The sequence below is a fragment of the Rhizobium sp. AN68 genome (genome assembly GCF_030758035.1).
GTDB classification, from domain to species: Bacteria; Pseudomonadota; Alphaproteobacteria; order Rhizobiales; family Rhizobiaceae; genus Agrobacterium; species Agrobacterium tumefaciens.
The window spans coordinates 2,781,143-2,800,766 of sequence record NZ_JARWMI010000003.1 but is presented as its reverse complement, the minus strand read 5'-3'; the positions used below and the strand labels follow the sequence as shown (position 1 = coordinate 2,800,766).

General features: G+C 58.3%; 20 protein-coding genes. 15 read left to right on the top strand and 5 right to left on the bottom strand.

Annotation, left to right across the window (positions count from 1 at the left end; translation table 11 throughout):
- Positions 1 to 116: 116 nt before the first annotated feature.
- Together hslU and hslV are read right to left on the bottom strand one after the other, a co-directional pair.
- Complete coding sequence (gene hslU, locus RBH71_RS26525) at positions 117 to 1,424, bottom strand: ATP-dependent protease ATPase subunit HslU (RefSeq protein ID WP_003516274.1); 1,308 nt, start codon at positions 1,422 to 1,424, stop codon at positions 117 to 119.
- 87 nt (positions 1,425 to 1,511) lie between these two features.
- Positions 1,512 to 2,036 (bottom strand): ATP-dependent protease subunit HslV, encoded by a 525-nt coding sequence (gene hslV / locus RBH71_RS26520; protein WP_003516283.1) that lies wholly within the window; start codon positions 2,034 to 2,036, stop codon positions 1,512 to 1,514.
- A gap of 203 nt (positions 2,037 to 2,239) precedes the next feature.
- Here hslV and hisB point away from each other — a divergent pair, with 203 nt between their 5' ends.
- The 7 genes from hisB to coaA are packed head-to-tail and all read left to right on the top strand — an operon-like array spanning position 2,240 to position 6,862.
- Positions 2,240 to 2,836, top strand: coding sequence for an imidazoleglycerol-phosphate dehydratase HisB (gene hisB / locus RBH71_RS26515; RefSeq protein WP_003516285.1), 597 nt, complete (start codon positions 2,240 to 2,242; stop codon positions 2,834 to 2,836).
- Positions 2,837 to 2,859: 23 nt separating this feature from the next.
- Entirely contained in the window at positions 2,860 to 3,354 is a 495-nt protein-coding gene (locus RBH71_RS26510) for a DUF2628 domain-containing protein (RefSeq protein ID WP_323687551.1), read from the top strand.
- 1 nt (position 3,355) lies between these two features.
- Positions 3,356 to 4,006 carry an imidazole glycerol phosphate synthase subunit HisH gene (hisH, locus tag RBH71_RS26505; RefSeq protein ID WP_003516289.1) on the top strand — a complete coding sequence of 217 codons (651 nt, stop codon included), beginning with the start codon at positions 3,356 to 3,358 and terminating at the stop codon, positions 4,004 to 4,006.
- Between the two features lies 1 nt (position 4,007).
- Positions 4,008 to 4,751, top strand: coding sequence for a 1-(5-phosphoribosyl)-5-[(5-phosphoribosylamino)methylideneamino]imidazole-4-carboxamide isomerase (hisA, locus tag RBH71_RS26500; RefSeq protein WP_003516291.1), 744 nt, complete (start codon positions 4,008 to 4,010; stop codon positions 4,749 to 4,751).
- On the top strand, positions 4,748 to 5,524 hold the full coding sequence (hisF, locus tag RBH71_RS26495) for an imidazole glycerol phosphate synthase subunit HisF (protein ID WP_003516294.1): 777 nt from the start codon (positions 4,748 to 4,750) through the stop codon (positions 5,522 to 5,524). Before hisA ends, hisF begins: the two co-directional genes overlap by 4 nt.
- 16 nt (positions 5,525 to 5,540) lie before the next feature.
- Entirely contained in the window at positions 5,541 to 5,864 is a 324-nt protein-coding gene (locus RBH71_RS26490) for a phosphoribosyl-ATP diphosphatase (protein WP_003516295.1), read from the top strand.
- A complete protein-coding gene (coaA, locus tag RBH71_RS26485) occupies positions 5,861 to 6,862 on the top strand; it encodes a type I pantothenate kinase (protein ID WP_019565929.1) in 1,002 nt (333 codons plus the stop codon). Before RBH71_RS26490 ends, coaA begins: the two co-directional genes overlap by 4 nt.
- Positions 6,863 to 6,910: 48 nt before the next feature.
- Here the strand turns inward: coaA and lysM are convergent, their stop codons facing one another.
- From lysM to RBH71_RS26470, 3 genes are all read right to left on the bottom strand, one after another.
- The gene (lysM, locus tag RBH71_RS26480; RefSeq protein WP_003516300.1) at positions 6,911 to 7,360 is read right to left on the bottom strand and encodes a peptidoglycan-binding protein LysM; all 450 of its coding nucleotides are present in this window, start codon (positions 7,358 to 7,360) and stop codon (positions 6,911 to 6,913) included.
- 86 nt (positions 7,361 to 7,446) lie between these two features.
- A complete protein-coding gene (gene arfB, locus RBH71_RS26475) occupies positions 7,447 to 7,881 on the bottom strand; it encodes an alternative ribosome rescue aminoacyl-tRNA hydrolase ArfB (protein ID WP_003516303.1) in 435 nt (144 codons plus the stop codon).
- Between the two features lie 112 nt (positions 7,882 to 7,993).
- A complete protein-coding gene (locus tag RBH71_RS26470; protein WP_003516305.1) occupies positions 7,994 to 9,604 on the bottom strand; it encodes a phosphoenolpyruvate carboxykinase in 1,611 nt (536 codons plus the stop codon).
- 340 nt (positions 9,605 to 9,944) lie between these two features.
- Here RBH71_RS26470 and chvI point away from each other — a divergent pair, with 340 nt between their 5' ends.
- The 8 genes from chvI (at position 9,945) to RBH71_RS26430 (ending at position 19,608) form a co-directional block, all read left to right on the top strand.
- Positions 9,945 to 10,673 (top strand): two-component system response regulator ChvI, encoded by a 729-nt coding sequence (gene chvI, locus RBH71_RS26465; protein WP_003516307.1) that lies wholly within the window; start codon positions 9,945 to 9,947, stop codon positions 10,671 to 10,673.
- A 52-nt stretch (positions 10,674 to 10,725) separates the two neighbouring features.
- A complete protein-coding gene (chvG, locus tag RBH71_RS26460) occupies positions 10,726 to 12,516 on the top strand; it encodes a two-component system sensor histidine kinase ChvG (protein ID WP_035252357.1) in 1,791 nt (596 codons plus the stop codon).
- Positions 12,506 to 12,970: an HPr kinase/phosphorylase gene (locus tag RBH71_RS26455; RefSeq protein WP_003516316.1), complete on the top strand. Its 465-nt coding sequence runs from the start codon at positions 12,506 to 12,508 to the stop codon at positions 12,968 to 12,970. Before chvG ends, RBH71_RS26455 begins: the two co-directional genes overlap by 11 nt.
- Positions 12,971 to 13,095: 125 nt before the next feature.
- Positions 13,096 to 13,497, top strand: coding sequence for a PTS sugar transporter subunit IIA (locus RBH71_RS26450; RefSeq protein WP_003516318.1), 402 nt, complete (start codon positions 13,096 to 13,098; stop codon positions 13,495 to 13,497).
- Between the two features lie 12 nt (positions 13,498 to 13,509).
- Entirely contained in the window at positions 13,510 to 13,785 is a 276-nt protein-coding gene (locus RBH71_RS26445; RefSeq protein ID WP_003516321.1) for an HPr family phosphocarrier protein, read from the top strand.
- A 129-nt stretch (positions 13,786 to 13,914) separates the two neighbouring features.
- Positions 13,915 to 15,315, top strand: a complete 1,401-nt coding sequence (gene ahcY, locus RBH71_RS26440) for an adenosylhomocysteinase (protein WP_003516323.1) — start codon at positions 13,915 to 13,917, stop codon at positions 15,313 to 15,315.
- A 208-nt stretch (positions 15,316 to 15,523) separates the two neighbouring features.
- The gene (locus tag RBH71_RS26435) at positions 15,524 to 18,106 is read left to right on the top strand and encodes a sensor histidine kinase (protein WP_003516327.1); all 2,583 of its coding nucleotides are present in this window, start codon (positions 15,524 to 15,526) and stop codon (positions 18,104 to 18,106) included.
- Positions 18,103 to 19,608 (top strand): bifunctional tRNA (adenosine(37)-N6)-threonylcarbamoyltransferase complex ATPase subunit type 1 TsaE/phosphotransferase, encoded by a 1,506-nt coding sequence (locus tag RBH71_RS26430; protein ID WP_003516329.1) that lies wholly within the window; start codon positions 18,103 to 18,105, stop codon positions 19,606 to 19,608. The genes RBH71_RS26435 and RBH71_RS26430 overlap by 4 nt, the downstream gene beginning before the upstream one ends.
- The last annotated feature ends 16 nt before the right edge of the window (positions 19,609 to 19,624 follow it).

The window sequence follows — 19,624 nt, the reverse complement described above, 5'->3', positions numbered from 1 at the left end:
AACCGGAATGCAGCCTTTCCCATAAACAAAAAGGGGGCTGAATGCGAGACAAGGCCGTAAAATAAAAGAGTGCGGCAAATGTGGCCGCACTCTCGTGTCTTTGCTCTCCAAGATATTCAGAGAATATAGCGGGACAAATCCGTATCGGCAGCAAGATCGCCGACGTGCTTTTTGACATATTCCTGATCGATCTTGACGGCAGAGCCACCACGATCCGGTGCGTTGAAGGAAATCTCGTCGAGAACACGCTCCATCACCGTCTGCAGGCGGCGCGCACCGATATTCTCGACCGACGAGTTGAGATGAACGGCCACGTCGGCCAGAGCGTCGATCGCATCGTCCGTGAAGTCGAGATCGAGTTCTTCCGTCGCCATCAGCGCCTTGTACTGGCGGATGAGGCTTGCTTCCGTCTCGGTCAGGATACGGCGGAAATCCTCTTTCGTCAGCGGCTTCAGCTCGACACGGATCGGCAGGCGGCCCTGAAGCTCCGGCAGAAGGTCGGACGGCTTTGCCACATGGAACGCGCCGGAAGCGATGAACAGAACGTGGTCGGTTTTCACCGGCCCGTATTTGGTCGAGACAGTCGTGCCTTCAACGAGCGGCAGAAGATCGCGCTGCACGCCTTCACGCGAGACGCCGGCACCCATGCCGCCATCGCGCGCAGCAATCTTGTCGATCTCATCGAGGAAGACGATGCCGTCATTTTCCACCGACTTCACCGCTTCGCGCTGGATCATGTCATTATCGAGCAGCTTGTCGGATTCGTCGCGAACGAGATCGGTATAGGATTTCGAGACGGTGGTGCGCACCTTCTTGGTACGTCCGCCCATCGCCTTGCCGAACATTTCCGACAGGTTGAGAACGCCGATATTGGCGCCCGGCATGCCGGGTATTTCAAAGCCGGGCATGCCCGAACCGCTGTCGGCCACTTCGATGTCGATTTCCTTGTCGTCCAGCTCGCCATCGCGCAGCTTCTTGCGGAAGCTCTCACGTGTCGCGGGTGACGCGGTCGATCCGACCAGTGCGTCGAGCACCCGCTCTTCGGCGCTCTGATGCGCCTTGGCCTGTACTTCCGCGCGCTTCTTTTCACGCACGAGGCCAATGCCGATCTCGACCAGATCGCGGATGATCTGCTCGACATCGCGACCGACATAACCGACTTCGGTAAATTTGGTCGCTTCGACCTTGATGAAGGGCGCGCCGGCAAGCTTGGCGAGACGGCGCGAAATCTCCGTCTTGCCGACACCGGTCGGTCCGATCATCAGGATGTTTTTCGGCATCACCTCGTCGCGCAGGCTCTCATCGAGCTGCTGGCGACGCCAACGGTTGCGCAGCGCAATCGCGACCGCACGTTTCGCATCATGCTGGCCGATGATGTGGCGATCCAGTTCCGAGACAATTTCCCGGGGAGAAAAAGTGGTCATTCTGTCCTCTCGGCTTTCCTGTTCCGGCCGGCCATTCTGGCCCGGCCCACAGGACCCTTGGGTGAGAAATGGGGGTGAGAAATATGCTTACTCGGCGTCGAGGGTCTCGATGACGAGGTTATGGTTGGTGTAAACGCAGATATCGGCGGCGATATCGAGCGACTTGCGCGCCACCTCCTCTGCCGACTTGTCCGTATCCATCATGGCGCGGGCAGCGGCAAAGGCGTAGTTGCCGCCGGAGCCGATGGCGATCGCGCCATGTTCAGGTTCCAGCACGTCACCATTACCGGTGATGGCGAGTGTCGTGGATTTGTCGGCCACCAGCATCATGGCTTCGAGGTTGCGCAGATATTTATCCGTGCGCCAGTCCTTTGCAAGCTCTACGGCCGCGCGCATGAGCTGACCGGGATATTGCTCGAGTTTCTTTTCGAGACGGTCGAGCAGCGTGAAGGCATCCGCCGTTGCGCCGGCAAAACCGGCAATCACTTCACCCTTGCCAATGCGACGAACCTTGCGGGCATTGCCCTTCATGACGGTCTGGCCAAGACTTACCTGACCATCGCCAGCCATGACGACCTTGCCGCCCTTCCTGACTGTAATAATCGTTGTCATCAAACACCTGTCTGCCCTACCGGGCCTGCGGTTAACGGGCCGGCATCCGGCCCTTCTGGGCATCTATGTAAGTTTGCTTTTCACGATTGCAAATCCTGCCCGCACTGCACTGTTTTGCGCAGATCATGCAAGACGATGGAACAACTGGATATTTGTGTCTCGTGCTGATAAGGAACGGCGACATTTTCACGGAGCGGCCACAGATGGCAGAACGTAAAGGCGAGATCATCCGCAAGACCAACGAAACCTCGGTTTCGGTGCGCGTGGATATCGACGGCACCGGCAAGTCGACAATTTCCACCGGGGTGGGATTTTTCGATCATATGCTGGACCAGCTGAGCCGCCATTCGCTGATCGACATGGATATCGAGGTTCAAGGTGACCTGCATATCGATGATCACCATACGGTCGAAGATACCGGCATCGCCATCGGCCAGGCCATCGCGAAGGCGTTGGGTGACAGGCGCGGCATTACCCGCTACGCCTCGCTCGATCTTGCCATGGATGAGACGATGACCAAGGCTGCCGTGGATATTTCCGGCCGTCCCTTCCTTGTGTGGAATGTCAACTTCTCCGCGCCGAAGATCGGCACATTCGACACCGAGCTTGTGCGCGAATTCTTTCAGGCGCTGGCCCAGAATGCCGGCATCACGCTGCATATCCTGAACCATTACGGCGCCAACAACCATCATATCGCCGAAACATGCTTCAAGGCCGTTGCCCGCGTTCTTCGCGCGGCAACCGAGATCGACCCCCGGCAGGCAGGCCGCGTTCCCTCGACAAAGGGCATGCTGGCCTGACCGCCAAAGCTGTCAGGAAGCCCATGACAAGCTATCTCGTTCTGGAAGCCCCCAACGGGCCGGACAGGGACCACAAGACGACCCGCTTCATAGCAGACCGTTTCGTCTGGCTGGCACTTATTGCGCCCTGGCTGTGGCTGGCCGTAAACCGGCTGTGGCTGGCCGCGATCGTCGTATTTGCAGTTCTCGTTCTGGCCGGTTGGGCATCAATGTTACCCGGATCCGAACCAGTGGGCATTTTGTGCAGCGTCACCATTGCCCTCATCACTGCACTGGAGGGGCGCGATTTTCTCGTCCGGCACCTGATAGGCAAGGGCTGGAGGATGACTTCGGTCATTTCCGCCCCTGATCTTTCGAGTGCCGAAGAGATATATTTCTCCGATCTTTCCGAAAATACCGAGCCGTCGGGACAGCTGTCGCAGCCGGTATGGACCCCCTCGCCGCAGAAGAGCGGTGATAAAAACTTCGTCAACGATCCCTCCGGATCGTTTCTTTTCGACTTGAATGGAAGGCGCTGACATGCGCGTCGCGATCATCGACTACGGTTCTGGCAACCTGCGTTCGGCCACCAAGGCTTTCGAGCGCGCCGCCCGCGAAGCCGGCATCAATGCAACCATTGACCTGACCGATAAGCCGGATCACGTCGCATCTGCGGACCGCATCGTCCTGCCAGGCGTCGGCGCCTATGCCGATTGCCGCGCCGGTCTCGAAGCTGTGCCCGGCATGCATGAGGCGCTTATCGAAGCCGTCGAGAAAAAAGCTCATCCCTTCCTCGGCATCTGCGTCGGAATGCAGCTGATGTCTTCGCGTGGTCTAGAAAAGACTGTCAGCACGGGGCTTGGCTGGATCGAAGGCGATGTCATTGAAATGACGCCCTCCGATCCGACGCTTAAAATCCCGCAGATTGGCTGGAATACGCTGGAAATCCGGCATCAGCATCCCCTGTTCGACGGTATCAGGACCGGCGCTGACGGCTTGCATGCCTATTTCGTGCATTCCTATCATCTGGCGGCGAAACATCCGGCGGATGTCATCGCCACCACCAATTACGGTGGCGCAATGACGGCTTTCGTTGGTCGCGACAATATGGCTGGCGCGCAGTTCCACCCGGAAAAAAGCCAGACGCTCGGCCTCGCCCTGATTTCCAATTTCCTGCGCTGGAAGCCCTGACATGATTCTTTTTCCCGCAATCGATCTTAAAGACGGCCAGTGCGTTCGCCTGAAACTCGGCGATATGGAGCAGGCAACCGTTTACAATACGGACCCCGGCGCACAGGCGAAGTCCTTCGAGGACCAAGGCTTCGAGTGGCTGCATGTCGTCGATCTTAACGGCGCCTTCGCTGGCCAGACGGTGAATGGCGAAGCGGTCGATGCCATTCTCAAGGCCACGACAAACCCGGTGCAGCTTGGCGGCGGCATCCGCACTCTCGATCATATTGAGGCGTGGCTCAGCCGTGGGCTTGCCCGCGTCATTCTCGGCACCGTGGCGGTACGCGATCCCGTTCTGGTTATCGAAGCCTGCAAGCGTTTCCCCGGTCAGGTCGCTGTCGGCATCGACGCTAAAGGCGGCAAGGTTGCTGTTGAGGGCTGGGCGGAAGCCTCAGAACTCGGCGTCATCGAACTTGCCAAACGTTTCGAAGGTGCCGGCGTTGCCGCCATCATCTACACCGATATCGATCGCGACGGCATTCTGGCTGGCATCAACTGGGCCTCGACACTCGAACTGGCAGATGCCGTGTCGATCCCCGTCATCGCCTCCGGCGGCCTTGCTTCCATCGAAGACATCAAGCGCATGTTGCAGCCGGATGCCGCAAAGCTAGAGGGCGCAATTTCAGGCCGCGCGCTTTATGACGGGCGCATCGATCCTGCCGAGGCGCTCGCCCTCATCAAGGCTGCCAAGGAGGTAAGCGCATGACCCTCAAAGCCCGCGTTATTCCCTGCCTCGATGTAAAAGACGGCCGAGTCGTCAAGGGTGTGAACTTCGTCGATCTTATCGACGCCGGCGACCCAGTCGAGGCGGCGAAGGCCTATGATGCGGCGGGAGCGGACGAACTCTGCTTTCTCGACATCACCGCCTCGTCCGACAATCGCGACACGATTTTCGACGTGGTATCGCGCACGGCCGACCATTGCTTCATGCCGCTGACCGTGGGCGGCGGCGTCCGCGCCGTGGCTGACATCCGCAAGCTGCTTCTCTGCGGTGCAGACAAGGTCTCCATCAATTCCGCAGCGGTGAAAGATCCTGATTTCGTCGCGCAGGCTGCCGACAAATTCGGCAACCAGTGTATCGTCGTCTCCATCGACGCCAAGCGGGTTTCGAAGGATGGGGAAGACGGCCGCTGGGAGATCTTCACGCATGGCGGACGTCAGCCAACCGGAATCGACGCCGTGGAATTTGCCATCAAGATGGTCGAACGCGGTGCCGGCGAATTGCTCGTCACCTCGATGGACCGCGATGGCACCAAAAGCGGATACGATATCGGCCTGACACGCAGCATTGCCGATCAGGTTCGCGTGCCCGTCATCGCCTCGGGTGGCGTCGGAACGCTGGATGATCTGGTAGCCGGCGTTCGCGATGGCCATGCGACCGCGGTGCTTGCCGCTTCCATCTTCCACTTCGGCACCTATTCGATCGGGCAAGCCAAGAGCTACATGGCCGAGCATGGCATCGCCATGCGTCTCGACTGATTGCAGGAACCTTTCCATGAGCGCATTTTCCCTTTCCGATCTGGAACGCATCGTCGCGACACGCGCCGCCGCCTCTCCCGATGAATCCTGGACGGCCAAACTTGTTGCGGCGGGCCAGGAACGTGCGGCGAAAAAACTGGGCGAAGAGGCTGTTGAGGCCGTGATCGCCGCCATCGCGAAAGACCGCGACGGGCTGAAAAACGAAGCCGCCGATCTGCTTTATCACCTGCTGGTGGTGTTGAAGATCGCCGACATTCCCCTTGCCGACGTGTTTGCCGAGCTGGAGCGCCGGACCGGACAGACCGGACTTGCGGAAAAGGCAGCGAGGCCGACATCATGAATGTCAAGGCAGGCAGCGGGGAGAGAGGCATGCCGAGCACACTCGATCATTTCCGCCCGGATGAATATTCGCCCTATCACTTCTTCAGCTCGGAAGAATGGGCAAAGTTTCGCGCCGACACACCACTCACCCTTTCCGCCGACGAGGTCAAAAGACTGCGTTCGCTGGACGACCCGATCGATCTGGACGAAGTGCGGCGTATCTATCTGTCGCTGTCGCGCCTGCTGTCATCGCATGTGGAAGCATCGCAGCTGCTGTTCGAACAGCGCAACCGCTTCCTGAACATGGCGGATGTCAACAAGACGCCCTTCGTCATCGGCATTGCCGGGTCGGTGGCGGTTGGAAAATCGACAACGGCGCGTATTTTGAAGGAGCTTCTGGCCCGCTGGCCTTCCAGTCCGAAGGTCGATCTCATCACCACCGACGGGTTTCTTTACCCGAACGAGGTGCTGCGGCGCGAAAACCTGATGGAGCGCAAGGGCTTTCCGGAAAGCTACGACATCGGTGCGCTGCTGCGTTTCCTCTCGGCGATCAAGGCAGGCCAGCCGAATGTGAAGGCGCCACGCTACTCGCATCTGACCTATGACGTGCTGCCGAACGAATTCACTGTCATCGACCAGCCGGATATCCTCATCTTCGAAGGCATCAACGTGCTGCAATCACGCGACCTGCCGGCGGGCGGGCGGATCGTGCCGATCGTTTCCGACTTCTTCGATTTCTCGATCTACATCGATGCGGATGAGGACTTCATTCACAACTGGTATGTGAACCGGTTCATGAATCTGCGGCAAACCGCCTTCCGAGACCCGAATTCATTCTTCAATCGCTATGCGTCGATCAGCGAAGAGGCGGCGCTCAGCATTGCCGAGGGCCTCTGGCAGAACATCAACCTGAAGAACCTGCGCCAGAACATCGTGCCCACGCGTCCACGCGCCGATCTTATCCTGCGCAAGGGCAAAAACCACCTGATCGACACGGTTGCGCTTCGCAAATTGTGAAAGATGCCGCAAAAGCGGCATCTCCATCGCAGCGGTTAAAATCCGTTATTAGGCAAGGTCAGGGATGCGCAGAACCTGACCGGGATAGATTTTATCGGGATGGGTCAGCATCGGTTTGTTGGCTTCGAAGATGATGTTGTTCTTGCCACCATTTGCCTTGCCGTACTGGGCTTCAGCGATCTTCCAGAGATTATCGCCCTTCTTGACCGTGTAGAAAACGGGTTCCTTCGCCGGCGCTTCTGCCACCGTCAGTTCGCCGGCCTCGACCTTGGAAATGCCGAGCGTATTGCCAACGGCGATGACCGCTTTTTCGAAAATCGACTGGTCGGCCACTTCGCCCTTCAGAACGACCTTATCGTTCACCACCTCGACCTGAACCTTGTCGGTGCCGAGATCGTGGGAAGCGAGTTCTTTTTTGACGGCTTCGACATCGGGGGCATCATCTCCACCGATACCAAGCTTCTTTCCCGCTTCCTTGATGAAATTGAACAGACCCATAGCACCCTCCTTGGTTGTAGGAGATTTACCAGACGATATCTGAAGGTCTATGACAAGTGCGAAACATTTTGCCATCCAGCTGCGACCTAGTCGCCTGATGGCTTGCCACGCATTTTCTTGACATCCGACCGGCCGGATTTCGCCTTGAGGCGGCGCTCGACGGAACCCTTGGTCGGCTTGGTAGCCTTGCGCACCGGCGGCGGCGGCGCTGCCGCTTCAAGAATCAGTTCCTTCAGCCGTTCACGCGCGTCTTCGCGATTGCGCTCCTGGCTTCGAAACCGGCTCGCCTCGATCATGAGCACGCCTTCTTTCGAAACACGCCGCCCGCCCAGACGCAGCGCATTCGCCTTCACCCGGTCCGGCAGGGAGGGAGAATTGGCGATGTCGAAAAACAGCTGAACCGCCGTCGAGACCTTGTTGACATTCTGGCCACCCGGCCCGCCGGCCAGCACGAATTGCTCCGTCAGCTCCCAGCCGGCGATGGTAATTCGGTTGCTGATGTAAAGCGGGGCGCTGGCCATGTTTTTTCTCCGCGCCGGTGATGCCACAGATCGGGAAAAATGAAAACAAGGGACGAAACGAAAGAACCCGGCACAAGGCCGGGTTCCCCTCCTCCTCATAAACGAGGCTTATTCATTCTGCCGCGAGCAGCAGTCCCGGTGCTGCATCGCGCACCTTGCTGTCGACGTGATCTTCGAACTTGGTGAAGTTCGTAACGAACATCGACACAAGCTTCTTCGCCTGCGCGTCGTAAGCTGCGCCGTCGGCCCAGGTCGAACGCGGGTCGAGGATCGCGGCATCGACGCCTTCCAGCGACAGGGGCACAGCGAAACCGAAATTCGCATCGGTGCGGAATTCGGCACCCTTCAGCTCGCCGGTGAGGGCTGCCGTCAGAAGCGCGCGGGTCGCCTTGATGGGCATACGCTTGCCGATGCCGTAAGCACCGCCGGTCCAGCCGGTGTTGACCAGCCAGCAGTCCACGCCATGCTTGCCGATCAGCTCACGCAGCAGGTTGCCGTATTCCGCCGGGTGGCGCGGCATGAAGGGTGCGCCGAAGCAGGTGGAGAATGTAGCTTCTGGCTCAGTCACGCCCTTTTCCGTGCCGGCAACCTTTGCCGTGTAGCCGGAAAGGAAGTGGTACATGGCCTGTTCCGGCGTCAGCCGGGCAATGGGCGGCAGCACGCCGAAGGCATCCGCAGTCAGCATGATGATCGTCTTCGGATGACCGGCAATGCCCGTTTCCGATGCATTCGGAATGAAGTGCAGCGGATAGGCACTGCGGGTGTTTTCCGTCAGCGAGTTGTCGTTGAAATCCGGAACACGGTTTTCGTCCAGCACGACGTTTTCGAGAACGGTGCCGAAACGGCGGGTCGCGGCATAGATTTCCGGCTCAGCTTCGGCCGACAGCTTGATCGCCTTGGCGTAGCAGCCGCCTTCGAAATTGAAGATGCCGTGTTCGCCCCAGCCGTGCTCATCGTCGCCGATCAGCGTACGCGACGGATCAGCCGACAGCGTGGTCTTGCCGGTACCGGACAGGCCGAAGAACACGGCGGAATCACCCTCGGGACCAACATTGGCCGAGCAATGCATCGGCATGACGCCCTTGGCCGGCAGCAGGTAGTTCAGCACAGTGAAGACCGACTTCTTGTTTTCACCGGCATAGGAGGTACCGCCGATAAGGACGAGACCATTGGTGAGATCGCAGGCGATGACGGTTTCCGAACGGACGCCGTGACGCGCCGGATCAGCCTTGAAGCTCGGCAGATTGATGATGGTCAGCTTCTGTTTGAAGCCTGCCAGTTTCTCCCGCTTCGGGCGGATGAGCAGGTTGCGGATGAACAGCGAATGCCAGGCAAGCTCAGTGACGACACGGGTCGACAGGGCGTTCTCTTCATCGGCACCGCCGATCAGATCCTGAACATAGAGCGTCTTGCCGGCGGCGTGCGCAAGCATGTCCTGACGCAGCAACTCGAAGTTTTCCGGCGACAGCGGCTTGTTGTTGTCCCACCAGATAGTGTCTTCGGTGGAAGCGTCGCGGACGACGAATTTGTCCTTCGGAGAACGGCCCGTATGCTGACCGGTAACGGCACGAAGTGCGCCATCCGCCGTCAGCTCGGCTTCGCCATTGCGGATCGCCTCTTCGTACAATTCGCTTTCGTTGAGGTTATAAAAGACGCGGGAGGCCTCGCCCAGTCCGAGTTCCGCAACTCCATTGGCAGGATTATGAACCCCAAGCTCGTTCATGACGCGTTCCTTGTAAATGACGATAAGGCCGTTGAAATTTTCACGGAAAATACGTGGCGGCTTTTAGAAACGCAAGAGTGAAACTTTAAATAACTTAGTGATTTCAATATATTAATCGATTTAAAAGATTTTATTTCTTTTTAAATCGGTTGAAGACGCATTAGAATCCAGCTGCGGCGTTTTCCCGGAATTGGCCTAGTCACACCAGGCGATTTGGTTGTGAGTTTTCCTTTGCCACAATTTGTTCCACCTTTATACTCATGAGAGTGAGCTCGCGGCGCGCAACCTTGGCTGGGTGGATGTCGGGAGTTACGAGAAAATGACGATGGAGACCAACTACATGCAGACGATCGCGCTTGTCGACGACGACCGGAATATTCTCACTTCGGTATCGATCGCGCTCGAAGCCGAAGGCTACCGGGTCGAAACGTATACGGACGGCGCCTCCGCGCTTGACGGACTGATTGCCCGTCCGCCGCAGCTCGCCATTTTCGACATCAAGATGCCGCGCATGGACGGCATGGAGCTTTTGCGGCGTCTTCGCCAGAAATCGGATATACCGGTTATCTTCCTGACCTCCAAGGATGAAGAGATCGACGAATTGTTCGGCCTGAAGATGGGTGCTGACGATTTCATCACAAAACCCTTCTCGCAGCGCCTTCTGGTGGAACGCGTCAAGGCCATCCTGCGCCGCGCCAGCAGCCGCGAGGCTTCCGCTGCGACCGGCGGCAGCACGCTGAAGCCGACGGCTGATCAACAGGCGCGCACGCTCGAACGCGGCCAGCTGGCCATGGATCAGGAACGCCACACCTGCACCTGGAAGGGCGAGCCGGTGACGCTGACCGTTACCGAATTCCTTATCCTGCATTCGCTTGCACAGCGGCCAGGCGTGGTGAAAAGCCGCGACGCGCTGATGGATGCGGCCTACGACGAACAGGTCTATGTTGACGACCGCACGATCGACAGCCACATCAAGCGCCTTCGCAAGAAGTTCAAACTGGTCGATGGTGACTTCGATATGATTGAAACGCTTTATGGCGTAGGATATCGCTTCCGCGAAGCGGCTTGAACGAGCCGCAATCGGGAGAGACCACCGGAATTGTGGTGGCGAGGACATAGACTTGTTGAAGAAAACGCCGGAAACCGTCTCGGACAGTGACGATGCCGAAGATCGCGGCAGCGAACGCCGCCATCGTATCCATCCGCTGACGATCGTCCGACGCATTTTTGGCAATGCGGTGTTTTCCAGCCTCACGCGCCGCATCCTTTTCTTCAACGTGGCCGCGACGGTCGTTCTGGTCGGTGGCATTCTCTACCTCAACCAGTTCCGCGAGGGGCTGATCGATGCGCGGGTGGAAAGCCTTTTGACGCAGGGCGAGATCATCGCCGGTGCCATCTCGGCCTCCGCCTCGGTGGATACCAACTCCATAACCATCAATCCTGAAAAGCTGCTGGAATTGCAGGCGGGGCAAAGCATCACGCCCGCCCCCAATGACGAGGACTTGAGTTTCCCGATCAATCCGGAACGGGTGGCGCCGGTGCTGCGCCGGCTGATTTCGCCGACACGGACCCGCGCTCGGCTTTTCGATGCCGATGCCAACCTGCTTCTCGATTCCCGCCATCTCTATTCACGCGGCCAGGTCCTGCGCTTCGATCTGCCGCCGGTGACGCCGGAAACCCAGACCTGGAGTGAATGGTTCACCAGCATGTTCAACCGCATGCTGCAACCGAGCAGCCTGCCGCAATACAAGGAAGCGCCAGGTGGCGACGGCTCGATCTATCCGGAGGTGATGAATGCGCTGACCGGCGTGCGCGGCGCAGTCGTTCGCGTCACCGAAAAGGGTGAGCTGATCGTTTCGGTCGCCGTGCCGGTGCAGCGCTTCCGGGCTGTGCTCGGGGTTCTGCTCCTTTCCACGCAGGCCGGCGATATCGACAAGATCGTGCATGCGGAGCGCCTCGCCATCATGCGCGTGTTCGGCATCGCCACGCTCGTCAACATCGTACTTTCCCTGTTGTTGTCCTCCACCATCGCCACGCCGCTCCGGCGGCTTTCGGCGGCTGCGATCCGCGTGCGTCGCGGAGCGAGAACCCGCGAGGAGATACCGGACTTTTCGGCGCGTCAGGATGAAATCGGCAACCTTTCCATAGCGCTTCGTGAAATGACGACGGCGCTCTACGACCGTATCGACGCAATCGAAAGTTTCGCCGCCGATGTCAGCCACGAGCTCAAGAACCCGCTGACTTCGCTGCGCAGCGCCGTGGAAACCCTGCCGCGTGCCAAGACGGAAGAGTCCAAACAGCGGCTGACCGAGATCATCTTCCACGATGTCCGCCGCCTCGACCGCCTGATCAGCGATATTTCGGATGCCTCGCGGCTCGATGCCGAACTGGCGCGTGTCGATGCATCGCCGCTGGATCTCGACGTTCTTATGAAGGGTCTGGTGGATATCTCCCGCCAGATCAGCACAAAGAAAAAGAGCGTGGCGATCGACTATGTCGCCGACCGGAAGGCGGGAGCCAAAACCTCCTTCGTCGTGAACGGTCACGATCTTCGCATCGGGCAGATCGTCACCAACCTGATCGAGAATGCGCGCTCTTTCGTTTCCGAGGAAAGCGGCCGCATCACCGTGCGCCTTTCCCGTCACAAGGACCGCTGCATCGTGCAGGTGGAAGACAATGGCCCTGGCATTCAGGCCGAGGATATCGACCGGATTTTCGAGCGCTTCTACACCGACCGACCGGCAAGCGAAGGTTTCGGCCAGAATTCCGGCCTTGGCCTTTCCATCAGCCGCCAGATCGCCGAAGCCCATGGCGGCAGCCTCAGGGCAGAAAATGTCGTCGACAAATACGGCGTGATATCAGGCGCGCGCTTCACCCTGTCGCTGCCGGCGGCCGAAACCCATGAACGCTGAACGCTTCAACCTGCACGCAACCGCCATTGTCGTCGACAACACCGGCATTCTCTTCACCGGACCGTCCGGCAGCGGCAAAAGCGAGCTTGCTTTCAGCTTTCTGACGGAGGCGCAACGGTGCGGATTGCCGGCGGCACTGATCGCGGATGATCAGATTTTAGTGTATCGCGACGGCGAAAACATTATCGCCGAGCGGCCGGAAGCGATTGCCGGACTACTCGAGTTGCGCGGCAGCGGCATCGTTAACGTCAACAGCGTCCCGAGCGCCGGACTAAATTTCGCCGTTACGACAGTTCTTTCACCGGAAAATCCAAGACTTCCGGAAGATGACGAGGTGTTGTTGCTGCCCTGCGGCGGGCATCTTCCGCTTCTGCGTATTCCGCTTTCCAGTCTTACGCCCTATGGAAAATTTGCTGCACTTGCTCAAAATCTTTTTAAAACGAACGTGAAGTGACCACGATTCAGGCGATTTTAGGCTTGCGATTCGCATTTTCCTCATCAAGATGAAATCCCACCGATGGACAGGATTGCCGCGTTGCGATAGTCGGCAATGAGAGTGCGTGTGCAAGGGAGCATTTCATGATCGGACTAGTGCTTGTCACCCATGGCAAGCTGGCTGAGGAGTTTCGCCATGCGTTGGAGCATGTCGTCGGTCCCCAGAAATTGATCGAGACGGTTTGTATCGGTCCCGAAGACGACATGGATCAGCGCCGGCAGGATATCATCGACGCCGTTACGCGCGTCAATGATGGAAATGGCGTCATTATTCTGACGGATATGTTCGGTGGTACACCGTCCAATCTCGCCATCTCCGTCATGAACAACGGCAATGTCGAAGTCATCGCCGGGGTCAATCTTCCCATGCTGATAAAACTCGCAGGCGTTCGCAGCGAAGACAACATGGACAAGGCGCTCCAGGACGCATCCGACGCCGGTCGCAAATACATCAACGTCGCCAGCCGCGTTTTAAGCGGCAAATAAGAAGTCAGCCCCATGTCGCCTCACTCCCGGGAATTGCCGATCATCAACAAGCGCGGTCTCCACGCCCGGGCATCTGCAAAATTCGTGCAGATGGTCGAGGGTTTCGACGCGACTATTACGGTGTCGAAGGACGGAATGACCGTTGGCGGCACCTCCATCATGGGCCTCATGATGCTGGCGGCCAGCCCAGGATGCAGTGTCTATGTCGAGGCGAGCGGCAACCAGGCGGAAGAGGCGCTCGCCGCACTTGAGGCACTTGTTGCCGACCGCTTCGGCGAAGAAGCCTGAGCCCACCCCCATATAAAGACATAAAGACTTCTTTATATCGTTATTGCCAGATCGTTTTTGGCCTGCTAAACCGCTGCTACGTTTAAAAGCCGGGCCAGCAGGCATGGCATTTCTGATCTGGAGAACTTCATGAGCCTTGAGAAGGACTACATCATCGCCGATATCAACCTTGCCGCATTCGGCCGCAAGGAACTGGACATCGCCGAAACCGAAATGCCTGGCCTTATGTCCTGCCGCAAGGAATTCGGCGAGAGCAAGCCCCTGAAGGGCGCACGTATCACCGGTTCTCTTCACATGACGATCCAGACCGGTGTCCTCATCGAGACGCTGAAGGAACTGGGCGCGGACATCCGCTGGGCGTCCTGCAACATATTCTCGACGCAGGACCATGCCGCAGCAGCCATTGCAGCGGCCGGCATTCCTGTTTTCGCGGTCAAGGGTGAGAGCCTGACGGAATATTGGGAATATACCGACAAGATCTTCCAGTGGACCGATGGCGGCCTCTCCAACATGATTCTCGACGATGGCGGCGATGCCACCATGTACATTCTGCTCGGCGCGCGCGCCGAAGCCGGTGAGGACGTTCTTTCCAACCCCGGTTCGGAAGAAGAGGAAATTCTTTTCGCGCAGATCAACAAGCGCCTCAAGGCTTCCCCCGGCTGGTTCACCAAGCAGCGTGACGCGCTGAAGGGCGTGACGGAAGAAACGACGACTGGCGTTCATCGTCTCTACGATCTCGCCAAGAAGGGCCTCCTGCCTTTCCCGGCCATCAACGTCAACGACAGCGTCACCAAGTCCAAGTTCGACAACAAATACGGCTGCAAGGAATCGCTGGTAGACGGCATTCGCCGCGCAACCGACGTGATGATGGCTGGCAAGGTTGCCGTGGTCTGCGGTTACGGCGACGTCGGCAAGGGTTCCGCCGCCTCGCTGCAGGGCGCTGGCGCCCGCGTGAAGGTCACGGAAATCGACCCGATCTGCGCGCTTCAGGCCGCCATGGACGGTTTCGAGGTCGTTCGCCTGGAAGATGTTGTGTCTTCCGCTGACATCTTCATCACCACCACCGGCAACAAGGACGTCATCCGCATTGAGCACATGCGCGAGATGAAGGACATGGCAATCGTCGGCAATATCGGCCATTTCGACAATGAAATTCAGGTCGCTTCGCTGCGTAACCTCAAGTGGACAAACATCAAGCCGCAGGTCGACATGATCGAGTTCCCGAAGGGCAACCGCATCATCCTGCTGTCCGAAGGCCGCCTGCTGAACCTTGGCAATGCCACAGGTCACCCTTCCTTCGTCATGTCGGCGTCGTTCACCAACCAGGTGCTGGGCCAGATCGAGCTTTTCACCAAGCCGGGTGAATACAAGAACGAAGTCTACGTGCTGCCGAAGCACCTCGACGAAAAGGTTGCACGCCTTCATCTCGAGAAGCTTGGCGTGCGCCTGACCGAACTTTCCGACCTTCAGGCTGATTATATCGGCATCTCGAAGCAGGGTCCGTTCAAGGCAGAACACTACAGATATTAATTTCATAGTTAATATCCACTGAAATTACACAATATGTAGATGCCGTGCGCTTGACAAAGCGCGCGGCATCTTTTTTGCGCGCTCCCTTTCCGCAGATTTATGAAGACGGTATTGTCATCGAACTTGATTCGGACACGCCAAAGGGCGGCGGGGACGAAATGGGATGTCTTGTCGAAGATGCGGCACATAGGACGGAGACAGACCGGGGATGACGGTTCACAATTCGGATCTGCGAGAGCAGACAGTTCAACGCGTTGAAAACACGCATGCTGGCGTGGCATTGGGCGCGGCCATGGCGCGTTGCCGGCTGGCGATCAGTGCTGTGCGGACAGGCTTTTCGCGGCTTCCCGTCCTGATGTCCGGCACGGTTCTCGCCGGTTCTGCAAATGTGGCGCTGGCGCAGGACGGTCTTGTCGCAAAGACCGGCGCGCGGCTGTTTTCATCCGGAGAAACCATCACCTATTCGCTTTTTGTCGGCATGCTTTCGGCAACGCTGTTTTCCGTCGTCTGGCTGGTGCGCCAGCGCGGTAATATCGAGGCGGAGAGCGGTGAATACCGCAAGGCGCTGGCAGAATCCCACCACAAGATCGCGAAATACGAGGCGCTTATCTCCGACAAGAGCCGGCGCATCGTCATCTGGGACGGCGTGGACAAGCGCCCCGAATTCCTGGGGCAACTGCCCGTAGAGACGGGCGCACCGCAGGCGGATCACGATTTTCTGGCCTTCGGGCGCTGGCTGAAGCCATCATCCGCGAGCCAGCTTGAAAAATCCCTCGAAAAACTTCGCAGCCACGCACAGAGTTTCGATCTGACCATCGAGACGCAGCGCGGCGAAGTCATTGAAGTTCAAGGCCGGGTTTCCGGCGGCAATGCCTTCGCGCGGTTCGTCGCCCTCAACAACCTGCGCGCCGAACTGGCCGAATTGCAGGTGGAGCGCGAGCGCCTGATCGCCTCGGTCTCCACCTTTCAGGAACTTCTCGATTCGATCGAACAGCCCGTCTGGCGGCGCAATGGCGAAGGCGAACTCATATGGGTGAACCACGCCTATGCGCACGCTGTGGATGCGCGCGATGCCGAACAGACCATTCAGGAGAAACGTGAGCTTCTGAACACCGTTACCCGGCAGAAGATACGTGCGGCCGCTACTCCGAGTTCCCCCTACCACGATCGCATTTCGACGGTGGTTTCCGGAAACCGTACCTTCTTCGACGTTGTCGATATCAAGACGGCGGGCGGTTCTGCAGGCATCGCCATCGATGCTACCGAAGCGGAAACCACCCGGGAGGAAATGAAACGGGTTCTGAAAAGCCACGCCGAAACGCTGGATCATCTCGCAACGCCCGTTGCCATTTTCGACGGCCGGCAGCGGCTGCAATTCTACAATCAGGCCTTTGCCACCCTGTGGGGCTTCGATCTGGTTTTTCTGGAATCCGGCCCCGATAATTCCGAGCTTCTCGACAGGCTGCGCACCGCCGGCAAATTGCCCGAGCAGCTGAACTGGAAAAACTGGAAAGAGACGGCACTCTCCGTTTACCGCTCTCTCGATACCAAGACCGATCTGTGGCACCTGCCCAACGGCCAGACGTTGCGGGTTATCGCGACCGCCCACCCGCAGGGTGGCGCGACATGGGTCTTCGAGAACCTGACCGAACAGGTCGATCTGCAGATGCGCTACAACACCTTGGTGAAGGTGCAGGGCGAAACCATCGACCATCTGGCCGAAGGTGTCGCCGTGTTTGGTGCGGACGGACGTATTCGCCTTTCCAACCCGGCATTCAGGGCCCTCTGGGGCGTTACCGCCGAGCAGGCGGAAACTGGAACCCATATCCGCGCCGTTGAGGCCGCCTGCACGCAATCCTACGACAAGCCGGATGGCTGGCGCTCTTTCAGCCAGTTCATCACCAGCTTTGACGATGAACGCCCGTCGAGACAGGGAACGCTGGAGCTACTCTCCGGCCTCGTCTTAGACTACGCCATTATTCCGCTGCCGGATGCGCAGACCATGCTGACATTCGTCAACATGACTGACAGCGTGCGGGCCGAGCGGGCGCTCAAGGAAAAGAACGACGCACTGCTCAAGGCCGACGAGCTGAAGAACGACTTCGTCCAGCACGTCTCTTATGAATTGCGCTCGCCGCTGACCAATATCATTGGCTTCACCGATCTCCTGAAGACCCCGGGTATTGGAGAATTGACGGACCGGCAGGCAGAATATCTCGACCATATTTCCACCTCTTCCTCGGTTCTTCTGACCATCGTCAACGACATCCTCGATCTCGCGACCGTCGACGCGGGCATCATGCAGCTGAACTATTCGGAAAACGATCTCAACGAATTGCTCGATGACGTTTCGGTGCAGATTGCCGACCGGCTACAGGAAAGCGGTATTTCGCTCGAGATCGTCGCACCCGCGCATCTCGGTAGTCTGGTGGCGGATCACCAGCGCCTGAAGCAGATCCTCATCAAGCTCCTCACCAATGCAATCAATTTTGCGCCGGAAGGGTCTTCCGTTCAGCTTTCATGCCAGCGCAGCGAGGGTGACTTCCTGTTCTCAGTGGCGGACAAGGGACCGGGTATCCCCGAAGACATGCTCAAAGCCGTGTTTGACCGCTTCGAGACGCGCGGCAACGGCGGGCGGAGGACCGGCGCTGGCCTTGGCCTTTCTATCGTGGAGAGCTTCGTCAGCCTGCATCACGGCACTGTCAGCATCGACAGCCGGCCCGGCAACGGCACCATCGTCACCTGCCGCATTCCTTCGGGCGTGCACCCGCATTCCATCGCCGCAGAATGAGTGACGATATCCTGCCGATCACCCTTTCCCTCAATGGGGAAAAGGACACCATCCGGTTAGGCGAAGATCTGGCGCTGGCTTTGGGAGCTGGCGATTGCCTCGCGCTGATCGGAGATCTCGGCGCGGGCAAATCCACCCTCGCCCGCGCCTTTATCCGGGCGATGGCGGATGCACCTGATCTTGAAGTTCCAAGCCCCACATTCACGATCATCCAGACCTATCCAACACGTATTCCCGTTGCCCATCTTGATCTGTACCGACTGTCTGACGTCTCGGAACTGGACGAACTCGGCATCGACGAGATGCTGGAAGACGGTATCTGCCTGATCGAGTGGCCTGATATCGCCGCCGAAATCCTACCGCCAAACCAGACCATCAGCCTGCGGCTGGAACACTCCGGTGACGGGCGTCGGGCTGTAATCGATGCTCCCGCGAAACAGAAAGAACGGCTTGAGCGCGTTTTTGCCATTCGCGATTTTCTTGCGAAAAATGGCAAGGGCGATGCGACCCGCCATTTTCTAAGCGGCGATGCTTCCACACGCGCCTATGAGACCATTTCCACCGATGGTCCGGACCTTATCCTGATGGACTGGCGACGCCCTTTGAGAGGTGCGATCGTTGCTGATGGCAAGACCTATGCGGAAATCGCCCATCTTGCCCAGAATGCCCGTTCCTTCGTGGCGATCGGCAATTATCTGCGAAATAGCGGCTTTTGCGCGCCTGAAATACTGGCGGCGGATACCGATCAGGGCATTCTCCTCCTGGAGGACCTCGGGCGGGAGGGGGTGCTTGCGCCCGACGGAACGCCGATTGAGGAACGTTATCTGCAAAGCGTCGCCTGCCTCGCCGCCCTTCATAAAGCTCCGGCACCGCGCAAGCTGCCAGTTGATGACGGCAGCACCTACGAAGTGCCTCCTTTCGATCGACCGGCGATGAAGATCGAGGTGTCGCTGCTGGTGGAATGGTATCTGCCCCACAAACGCGGCAAATCACTGTCCGATACCGAGAAGCGTGACTATTATGCTCTTTGGGACGGCCTGATAGACGCGCTCAGTGGCTGCGAAAGCGGGCTACTTCTGCGCGATTTCCATTCGCCGAACATTCTCTGGCAAGAGCATAATGCAGGCATCCGGCAAGTCGGACTGATCGATTTTCAAGACGCGATGATAGGCCCGACGGCCTACGATCTCGCCTCCATCGTGCAGGATGCGCGGGTTACCATTTCGCCCGAACTGCAGGAACGCCTGCTTTCGCACTATCTCGACATTAGACGAGACGAGCCGTCCTTCGATGAGGCGTCCTTTCTCAAGGCTTTCGCCATCATGTCGGCGCAGCGCAACTGCAAACTGGCCGGTATCTGGGTAAGGCTGTTGGAACGCGATGGCAAACCCGGTTATATGAAACATATGCCAAGGACGTTTCGCTATCTTTCCGCAGCGCTTTCGCATCCCGAACTGGCACCGCTCAAAGACTGGTGCGTCCACATGGGCATGGAATTTTAAAGACTGAAAGACGGTT